The 5316-nt window shown below is 73.8% G+C and carries 7 protein-coding genes; 6 read left to right on the top strand and 1 reads right to left on the bottom strand.

What is annotated here, in order from left to right:
* The first annotated feature begins 89 nt into the window (after positions 1-89).
* The 5 genes from AC0CYZ_RS04890 (at position 90) to mutM (ending at position 3371) form a co-directional block, all read left to right on the top strand.
* Positions 90-809 (top strand): DivIVA domain-containing protein, encoded by a 720-nt coding sequence (locus AC0CYZ_RS04890; RefSeq protein WP_472212898.1) that lies wholly within the window; start codon positions 90-92, stop codon positions 807-809.
* Between the two features lie 80 nt (positions 810-889).
* Positions 890-1471, top strand: a complete 582-nt coding sequence (locus AC0CYZ_RS04885; protein WP_472212892.1) for a YceD family protein — start codon at positions 890-892, stop codon at positions 1469-1471.
* 28 nt (positions 1472-1499) lie between these two features.
* On the top strand, positions 1500-1682 hold the full coding sequence (gene rpmF, locus AC0CYZ_RS04880) for a 50S ribosomal protein L32 (protein WP_472212890.1): 183 nt from the start codon (positions 1500-1502) through the stop codon (positions 1680-1682).
* A 59-nt stretch (positions 1683-1741) separates the two neighbouring features.
* Complete coding sequence (rnc, locus tag AC0CYZ_RS04875) at positions 1742-2488, top strand: ribonuclease III (protein ID WP_472212896.1); 747 nt, start codon at positions 1742-1744, stop codon at positions 2486-2488.
* A gap of 1 nt (position 2489) precedes the next feature.
* Positions 2490-3371 carry a bifunctional DNA-formamidopyrimidine glycosylase/DNA-(apurinic or apyrimidinic site) lyase gene (gene mutM / locus AC0CYZ_RS04870; RefSeq protein WP_472212894.1) on the top strand — a complete coding sequence of 294 codons (882 nt, stop codon included), beginning with the start codon at positions 2490-2492 and terminating at the stop codon, positions 3369-3371.
* A gap of 53 nt (positions 3372-3424) precedes the next feature.
* Here the strand turns inward: mutM and AC0CYZ_RS04865 are convergent, their stop codons facing one another.
* Positions 3425-3862: an SRPBCC family protein gene (locus AC0CYZ_RS04865; RefSeq protein WP_472212888.1), complete on the bottom strand. Its 438-nt coding sequence runs from the start codon at positions 3860-3862 to the stop codon at positions 3425-3427.
* 137 nt (positions 3863-3999) lie between these two features.
* Between AC0CYZ_RS04865 and AC0CYZ_RS04860 the strand changes: the two genes are divergently transcribed.
* On the top strand, positions 4000-5316 hold a 1317-nt coding region (locus tag AC0CYZ_RS04860), incomplete at its 3' end, for a chromosome segregation SMC family protein (RefSeq protein WP_472212886.1).

Raw genomic sequence — 5316 nt, 5'->3', positions numbered from 1 at the left:
GCGGACACGCCGGGGCGGGGGCGAATGCGCGGACCCCGGGCGCGGGCGCCGCACACTGACCTGCGGAGTCAACGCAGGAGGTGGCCGACGTGTACCGGGTGTTCGAGGCGCTCGACGAGCTGGTGACCATCTGCGAGGAGGCACGCGGGGTCCCCATGACGACGAGCTGCGTCGTGTCCCGCGGTGACGTCCTGGAGCTCCTCGACGACGTCCGCGAGGCGATCCCCGGCGAGCTCGACGACGCCCAGGACGTGCTCGACCACCGCGACCAGCTGGTGGCCGAGGCGACCGAGGAGGCCGAGAAGGCCCGGACCGACGCCCGCACCGAGGCCGACCGCATCCTCGCCGAGGCCCGCGAGCAGGCCCAGGAGATGATCGCCGAGGCCGAGCACGAGGCGGAGCGCGTCGTGTCCCGCGGCCGCCGCGAGTACGCCGACCTCACCGACCGGGCCGCCGCCGAGGCCGACCGCATGGCCGAGGCCGGGCGGCAGAGCTACGACCGCGCCGTCGCCGACGGGCGCGCCGAGCAGCAGCGCCTGGTCTCCGAGCACGAGGTCACCCTCGCCGCACGCGAGGAGGCCGGCCGGATCCTCGACCTGGCCGCGGAGGACGCGCACCGCGCGCGCAGCGACTGCGACACCTACGTCGACACCGCGCTCGCGGAGTTCACCGACACCCTCGAGTCGGTCCTCGACACCGTCGGGCGGCACCGCCACCAGCTGCGCACCGGCCAGGTCGGTGCGGCCGCGGGCCAGCGCGACGACCGTGCCGACGACGGGGCCCGCTGGCCCGACCGCGCCAGCGCCTGAACCCGGCCCGTACGCTCGTCGGTGACGACGGCCGCCGTCGGGAACACGTCCCTGCGCCGAGCACGTTGGAGTACGGCGAGATGACTACTGACAAGACCCCCGTCCCGGACGCGACGAGCCCGTGGACCGTGGACACCGCCCGTGAACTGTCCCGGCGTCCCGGCACGATGAAGCCCTGGGTGCGTGACGTGCCCGCCCCCGCGGACTTCGGCCTCGAGGTGATCGGCGTCCCCGCGGGCGACCCGATCCACCTCGACCTGCGCCTGGAGTCCGTCGTCGAGGGCGTGCTCGCCAGCGGGACCGTCACTGCGGACGTCGTCGGGGAGTGCTCGCGCTGCCTCGGCCCGGTGACCGACCACGTCGAGGTCGACCTGACCGAGCTCTACGCCTACCCGGACTCGGTCACCGACGAGACGACCGACGAGGACGACGTCAGCCGGATCGTCGACGAGAAGATCGACCTCGAGCCGGCGGTGCGCGACGCCGTCCTGCTCGAGCTGCCGAACGCGCCGCTGTGCCGGGAGGACTGCCCGGGGGTGCCGTCGCCGGACGAGGAGGCATGGGCCTTCGTGCCGGCCGGGACCACGCATGAGAGAATCGATCCTCGCTGGGCCGCCCTGCAGGAGCGTTTCGCCGGCGGCAGCACCGAGAACGTGCAGTAGAGCAAAGCCGATAGGGAGTCGAACCACCGTGGCCGTCCCGAAGCGCCGGATGTCGCGCGCCAACACCCACGCCCGCCGCTCGCAGTGGAAGGCGTCGCAGCCCACGCTCGCGGCCTGCCCGAACAAGGCCTGCGGGAAGCCCAAGCCCCCGCACGTCGCGTGCCCGCACTGCGGCCAGTACGCCGGCCGCCGGGCCGTCACCCCGGCCTGATCCCGCCGGTGCCCCCGACGGCGCCCGCGCCCGCCACCGGGCGCGACGATCAGGACCAGGTGGACGAGGTGGGTGGGGACCCGGCCGCACGGTTGAGCCGCGTGCTCGGCGTCGACGTCGACGCCGGGCTGCTGACGCTCGCCCTGACCCACCGCTCGTACGCCTACGAGCAGGGCGGGCTGCCCACCAACGAGCGCCTGGAGTTCCTCGGCGACTCCGTGCTCGGCGTGGCGGTCACCGAACGGCTCTACCGCGAGCACCCCGACCTGCCCGAGGGGCAGCTCGCGAAGCTCCGCGCGAGCGTGGTCAACATGCACGCCCTGGCGGGCGTCGCGCGCACGCTCGGCCTCGGCGAGCTCATGTACCTGGGTCGCGGCGAGGAGATGACCGGCGGGCGCGACAAGGACTCGATCCTGGGCGACGCCGTCGAGGCCATCCTCGGTGCGGTGCACCTGCAGCACGGCATCGACGTCTCGCGTGCGCTCGTCCTGCGCCTGTTCGGCGACCTGATGCACGCCGCCCCACGCCTGGGCGCGGGCCTCGACTGGAAGACGAGCCTCCAGGAGCTGACGGCGGCCACCGGCCGGGGCGTGCCGGAGTACCGGATCACCGACGAGGGCCCGGACCACGCCAAGGAGTTCACGGCCACGGCGGTGGTGGCCGGGCGCGACCTCGGCGTCGGGGTCGGGCGCACCAAGAAGGACGCCGAGCAGAAGGCCGCGCAGGCCGCCTACGAGGCGCTCTCGGCGGGCGACGCGCCCGACGATGACGACGCTTCCGCCGACCCCGAGCCCGACGGCGGCTGAGCTGCCCGAACTGCCCGAGGTCGAGGTGGTGCGCCGAGGCGTCGCCGACCACGCCGTCGGGCGCACCGTGTCCGCCGTCGAGGTCATGCATCCCCGTGCGGTCCGCCGCCAGCCCGGCGGCGCCGCCGAGCTCGCCGAGCGCGTGGTCGGCCGGACCCTCGCCGCGGCGCGCCGGCGCGGCAAGTTCCTCTGGATGGACCTCACCGGACCCGACGGCGAGGCCGACGGCGCGGTGCTCGCACACCTGGGGATGAGCGGCCAGCTGCTCGTCCAGCCCGCCGACCGGCCCGACGAGACCCACCTGCGGGTGCGGGTCCGGTTCGACGACGACGGCCCGGAGCTGCGCTTCGTCGACCAGCGCACCTTCGGCGGGCTCACCGCGGTGGACACCGTGGACTCCGACGGCGAGAGCGTCCCGGCCCTGGTCGCGCACATCGGCCGCGACCCGCTGGACCCCCGGTTCGACCTGGAGGCGGCCGTCGGGGCCTACCGGCGGCGCCGGACCGAGCTCAAGCGCGCGCTGCTGGACCAGACCGTGGTCTCGGGGATCGGCAACATCTACGCCGACGAGGCGCTGTGGCGCGCGGAGCTGCACTCGCTGCGTCCGACGGCGACGCTCACCCGGCCGCAGGGCCGGCGGGTGCTGGCGGCGGCCGCGGAGGTGATGGGCGAGGCGCTCGCGGCCGGCGGGACCTCGTTCGACGCGCTCTACGTCGACGTCCACGGCGACCGGGGGTACTTCGAGCGTGCGCTCGCGGTCTACGGCCGCGAGGACGAGCCGTGTCGACGGTGCGGCACGGCGATCGTGCGGTCGGCGTTCACCAACCGGTCGTCGTACTGGTGCCCGACCTGCCAACGGCGGCCCCGGCGGACCGTGCGCTGACATGCGTGTGGGCACCGACCCGAGGACGGGTCGGTGCCCACGGGGCACGCGTGCTACTTCTCCATGAGCTGCTTGAACTCCTGGAGGGCCTTCTCGATCTTCTTCTGCGGGTCGTCGAACAGCTTGGCGCCCAGCTCGCCGAGCTTCCCGCCCGGGGGCTCGATGTGGAGGCTGACCTCGACGCCGGTGGAGTCGCCGTGGTTGTCGAACCGGACCGCGCCGCCGGTCTCGACCTGGTTGTTGCTCTCCTCGAGCGACTTCCAGGCGATCTTGCGGTCGGTCTCCTCGTCGATGATCTTGGCGTCCCACTCGATCTTCTTGCCGAGCGGGCCCTCGACCACCCAGTGCGTCACGTCGGCGTTGCCCGACTTGGGCTCGACCGACTCGACGTCGTCGAGGATCTCGGGCAGGTGGGTCAGCGGGCGCCACCACTGGTAGCAGCGGTCGGCCGGAGCGTTGACCTCGAGGTAGTGCGTCGCGGTGGTCGTCATGGGGTCCGGGTCACCGGGATCCGGGGGATCCGAAACAGGATCGTCACCACACGGTGCGGGTTGTCCGGCCCGCCGTCGGGGGCCTCGCGTAGCGTCGCGGCGCGAGTCGGGTGCGTGTGAGCCGGGGGAGGGGTGGCGTGCACCTCAAGAGCCTCACCCTGAAGGGCTTCAAGTCGTTCGCCTCGTCGACGACGCTGCGCTTCGAGCCCGGCATCACCTGCGTGGTGGGGCCGAACGGCTCCGGCAAGTCCAACGTCGTGGACGCGATCAGCTGGGTGCTCGGCGAGCAGGGCGCGAAGGCGCTGCGCGGCGGGAAGATGGAGGACGTCATCTTCGCCGGCACGTCGGGGCGCTCGCCGCTCGGCCGTGCCGAGGTGACGCTGACGATCGACAACTCCGACGGCGTCCTGCCCATCGCCTATGCCGAGGTGTCGATCACCAGGCGGGTCTTCCGCTCCGGGGCCGGCGAGTACGAGATCAACGGCAGCTCCTGCCGCCTGCTCGATGTCCAGGAGCTGCTCTCGGACTCCGGCATCGGCCGCGAGCTGCACGTCCTCGTGGGGCAGGGGCAGCTCGACGCCATCCTCCAGTCGCGTCCCGAGGAGCGCCGCGCGTTCATCGAGGAGGCCGCGGGCGTCCTCAAGCACAAGAAGCGCAAGGAGAAGGCGCTCCGCAAGCTCGAGGCGATGGCGGCGAACCTCGCCCGCCTGACGGACCTCACCGCCGAGCTTCGCCGCCAACTCAAGCCCCTCGGCCGCCAGGCGGAGGTCGCTCGGCGGGCCGCCGTGATCCAGGCCGACTGGCGCGACGCGCGGCTGCGGCTGCTCGCGGACGACCTGCTCTCGTTGCGCGGCGACCTCGACCGCGAGGTGGCCGACGAGACGCTCATCCGGGCCCGCCGCGCGGCGGTCGAGTCGGACTACGCCCAGGTGCAGGCTCGCGAAACCGCACTCGACGAGGCGTCGGTCAGCGATGCCCCGCGCCTCGCCGCCGCGCAGGAGACGTGGTATCGCCTCAGCTCCCTCCGCGAGCGCCTGCGCGGCACGGCGTCGCTCGCCGCAGAGCGCCACCGCCACCTGTCCGATCCGCTGGAGCCGCCGGCCCCCGGTCGCGACCCGGAGGAGCTCGACGCGGAGGCGGCGCGCACCCGAGCCGAGCAGGCCGAACTGAGCGAGCAACTCGAGACCGACCGCGGTGCGCTCGCAGACATATCAACTGCGCGCGGCGAGGCCGAGCGCGCCCTCGCGGGCGAGGAGCAGCGCCTGCGCGACGCCGCGCGGGCGATCGCCGATCGCCGCGAGGGCCTGGCTCGCCTCAGCGGCCAGGTCGGCGCCCTGCGCAGCCGCGCGCGGGCGGCGGAGGACGAGATCGGGCGCCTGTCGTCCGCGTTGACCGAGGCCCAGGCCCGGGCCGACCGCGCCCGCACCGAGTTCGCCACGCTCGAGTCGCAGATC

The sequence above is a fragment of the Actinomycetospora sp. genome (assembly GCF_055612215.1).
Note: the sequence above shows the minus strand (reverse complement) of the source record. Positions and strands in the feature narration are given on the sequence as shown.

Coding starts and splice junctions, on each gene's coding strand:
- AC0CYZ_RS04865 (WP_472212888.1), bottom strand. CDS start 3,862: ATGACGACCACCGCGACGCACTACCTCGAGGTCAACGCTCCGGCCGAC.
- AC0CYZ_RS04885 (WP_472212892.1), top strand. CDS start 890: ATGACTACTGACAAGACCCCCGTCCCGGACGCGACGAGCCCGTGGACC.